3 protein-coding genes and 1 other annotated feature are annotated in these 3,512 nt (G+C 42.2%); of the genes, 2 read left to right on the top strand and 1 reads right to left on the bottom strand.

What is annotated here, in order from left to right; translation table 11 throughout:
- Positions 1–74 precede the first annotated feature (74 nt).
- Positions 75–1,502, bottom strand: a complete 1,428-nt coding sequence (locus AC29Z1_RS12445; RefSeq protein ID WP_488271784.1) for a sodium:solute symporter family protein — start codon at positions 1,500–1,502, stop codon at positions 75–77.
- A gap of 74 nt (positions 1,503–1,576) precedes the next feature.
- Positions 1,577–1,846, bottom strand: a binding site (T-box leader).
- 233 nt (positions 1,847–2,079) lie between these two features.
- On the opposite strand from AC29Z1_RS12445, the gene AC29Z1_RS12440 reads away from it, so the two are divergent.
- Together AC29Z1_RS12440 and AC29Z1_RS12435 are read left to right on the top strand one after the other, a co-directional pair.
- Positions 2,080–2,787, top strand: coding sequence for a YetF domain-containing protein (locus AC29Z1_RS12440; RefSeq protein WP_488271783.1), 708 nt, complete (start codon positions 2,080–2,082; stop codon positions 2,785–2,787).
- 96 nt (positions 2,788–2,883) lie between these two features.
- Complete coding sequence (locus AC29Z1_RS12435; RefSeq protein ID WP_488271782.1) at positions 2,884–3,423, top strand: hypothetical protein; 540 nt, start codon at positions 2,884–2,886, stop codon at positions 3,421–3,423.
- Positions 3,424–3,512: the final 89 nt, after the last annotated feature.

Genomic DNA, 3,512 nt, shown 5'->3' with positions numbered 1-3,512 from the left:
TAAATTTTTTATCCATCCTTGATAACAAACGCGACAAAGACGGTTATCTTTGTCGCGTTTGTTATCGTAAGACATTATACAATTTCTGGTCGTTCTATTGCTGCCCGTTGTCTGGTAATAGTAATAGGTTTAGAATCCAGTAAATATACCAGCAGGAATACGCTTACACAGACAAGCCATTCCAGATAAATTACATGCGGGAATATCCGGACTGCGGGAATAATCTGCCAAGCCACCAGGGTAATCAGGCCAGCCAGAATGGTATAAAAGGCCGAATTTTTTCGGCAAAGACCGGGAGTAAACAAGGTGAACAGCACAACAATACTGAAGGCGGCGGTAAGGCTAAGCCCAACCATCAAAGTTTGAATAATACCGCTAACAGTCATGGCAAGTATCAGTGTGACTAAGCCTAAAACGATGACTGAGCCTTTGGTAACAAACAGCAAATTACGCTCGGTTGTTGAAGGGTTAATAAATCTTTTATAGATATCTTGAGAGAACAAAGTAGCTGAACTGAGCAAAAGATTGCAAGCAGTAGAAATATCGGCAGCCCAAAGCGCAGCAAGAGTAATGCCGGATAACACGGGATGCAAAGACATGATCACCAGCGGCAAGGCAAGGGCCGCGCTTACATCCGGAGTGGTTGCCTTAGCAATAATGCCCATCAAAGCACATACAAAGCCTACAGGAAGCATAATAATACCGCCGATAATAAACCCGCGTTTAGCGGTAACAACATCTTTAGCACCTAATGAGATTTGGATAATACTTTGTAGCGATATATTAACAGTTACCAGCACTAAAATCCAGCCCAAAATACCGATAGTACCAACCCCGTCAACAAAACTCGTATAGGGAACTGTCGAAGGAAGTTTAGCGGTAATCGTCTCCATGCCGCCTGCCTTCATTACACTGGCCACAGTAGCGACCATAATACCTATATAAATTAGCAGCACATTTAATACGTTAGACAAACTGGCAGACCACATACCGCCGATAAAGGTTATGCCAATAAAAACAATAGCACTGGTAAGCATGCCAGAAGTAAAACTGAAAACCTCAGGTAATAAGGTATGAAGAATACTACCGCCTGCGATGTATTGCAGGGAAGTAATAACCAGTTGAATCACAATTTGACAAAAAACCCCAATAATCATGCCTTTTTTATCATAAAATCTTTCCAGTAATTCAGGAATGGTTGACACACCTAGCTGACGATACTGTTTGGCAACAAGCAACCCCATACAAATAGCGCCAATCCCCCAGGCAGCAGTATACCAGCCTGCTGATAAACCAACACGATATGCATGCTCGGAGACGCCGATTGTCGATGCCCCGCCAATAGCCAAACCGGTTATCGATACCGCAACTAGCGGGGTTGTCAGTTTTCTTCCTGCCAAAATGTAATTCTCAACACCGCCTCTCGCCCGTCTTTCGGCGAGGAAGCTAATAACAAACAATAGTACAATATAGCAAATAACAATAAGCAAGGGAATACTCACGCTATAGACCTCCTTACGAATAAATAATTTATTACTTCTAGCCGGCATTAGAAGCAATAAAAAAACGCCCCTAAGTAAGGGACGAATGCATCGCGGTACCACCCAAATTGATCTTAGTCCAGAAAATAAAAAAAGTACCGAACAGGGGCGAAATGCCGCGGTACCACCCTTTTTTGGACCTAAGATCCTCTCTAAGCCGGTAACGTCGGCATACGGCGCAGCCTACTCTCGGTTCAGCCTGCTGTTCAAGAAGGAACTTCATTATACGCCCTCAACTAGTTCCCACCAACCACTAGCTCTCTGGATGAATTCGCATAATTACTTTCTTCCATCATCACATTTCTCAATATTTATGTCTAACATTATATCTGTAATGTACGCAATTGTCAACAGGGACAAGAGCAAATGAAACATTATTGTTGGATTAAGTCAATAAAACAGTCAGCATTGTTATCCATAAAGTGTTATCTACAAATTGTAGGGAACTTGTGATAGTTTCCTGTCGCAGCGATATACTACAATTACGTAATACTACATTAGATTTACACAAGTATTGCCACACAAGGAGATTCATGCTATGACCAATGAGTTCAGCGTAATTGTTCATACTCTACTTATGTTACTTGCCTTGCTGATTATTACTAGAATATTAGGCAGAAGGACATTGTCAGAACTAACCTTTTATGATTTTGTCATTGGCCTTGTTATTGGCAATATCGCAGCTACAGTAATTACCGACACTGAGTTCAGTTTACGAAACGGGGCAATGATCCTAGCAGTATCAACAATTTGGGTGTTAGCCCTTAATAAATTATCGCAAAAGTCAATTACTGCCCGCAAGCTTATTGAGGCAGAACCGCTGATCGTAGTACACAATGGAAAAATATTAGAAGAGAATTTAAAGAAACGCTACTACAATATTAATGACGTGCTGGAAATGCTGCGCGAACAAGGAATTTTTGACCCTCAGCAGGTAGAACTAGCCTTAATCGAAGCCGATGGACAGCTTAGTGTTTTAAAAAAACAAGCCTTTCAGAATCCGACCTTGCAAGACCTTAATCTCCCATCAAAGCCCGCAAGCCAAACCAATGTATTAATTGGCAAAGAGCTTATACTTAACGGAAAAATTATTGAACATAATCTGGAAAAAAGCGGACTGACACTGTCTGAACTGCAACAGCAGCTACGCAGCGCCGGTATGACCAGCTTAGCCTCTGTAACGGTAGCCATGATTACGCCAGAAGGAAAACTTTATGTTGATTATAAACAAGATGACGAAACATAAATGTTTTTTACGTTATTCTATTGCTATATTTACCTAGAATTATGCTTAGAAAAATCAGAAACACTAGATACAAACAAAGGTGAAGGAGGGAAAACAATGGGAACCAAGGCTGGTAAACGCAAACAGCTGAGACAAAAATACAAACGCCGGGCCACGGCTTTAATGGGCGCTGCTATTATGACAGGTGCAGCCTTGTCAGGTATCCCAGCCACCAAAGCTTTTGCAGCCGAAGCGCCATCCCCGCCACCTCCCAGAATCCAACATCTTGACCATGCTAAAGATTCCCGCCCGCCAGGCCCTGGTTGGCATCAGCACAGACATAGCTGGCCAAGCCCTGATGAAAGCCAAGCTTGGTATAAGGATGGGAAAATTTATTATCGCAGTGTCAACAATACTTCCCGCAATTACCTCCGTAGTGATTATGCTTACTACGTCAATAATCCTGTACAATTTTTAAAAGACCGTGCAGCTAACTACGGATTTAATGCATCCCGTGACTCCTTCTCATTGCTGAGTGTCACCAACAATAGAGCGCTTATTGAGGTACGCAGAAACGACACAGGAAAACTGTATAATGTATTATTAGTAAGAGATTACGATCAAGGCTGGAAAGTTTCTGAACTGCGTGCTTTATAATACTTGTTTGTCGACTAACCACCCCTGTCAAAATGAAGGGGCTGTCGCGTTAAGACAGCCCCCAAATAGAAAAAACTGCAACCAGTTAC

It is taken from the genome of Sporomusa sp. (genome assembly GCF_057736855.1).
Note: the sequence above shows the minus strand (reverse complement) of the source record. Positions and strands in the feature narration are given on the sequence as shown.

Coding starts and splice junctions, on each gene's coding strand:
- AC29Z1_RS12440 (WP_488271783.1), top strand. CDS start 2,080: ATGACCAATGAGTTCAGCGTAATTGTTCATACTCTACTTATGTTACTT.
- AC29Z1_RS12435 (WP_488271782.1), top strand. CDS start 2,884: ATGGGAACCAAGGCTGGTAAACGCAAACAGCTGAGACAAAAATACAAA.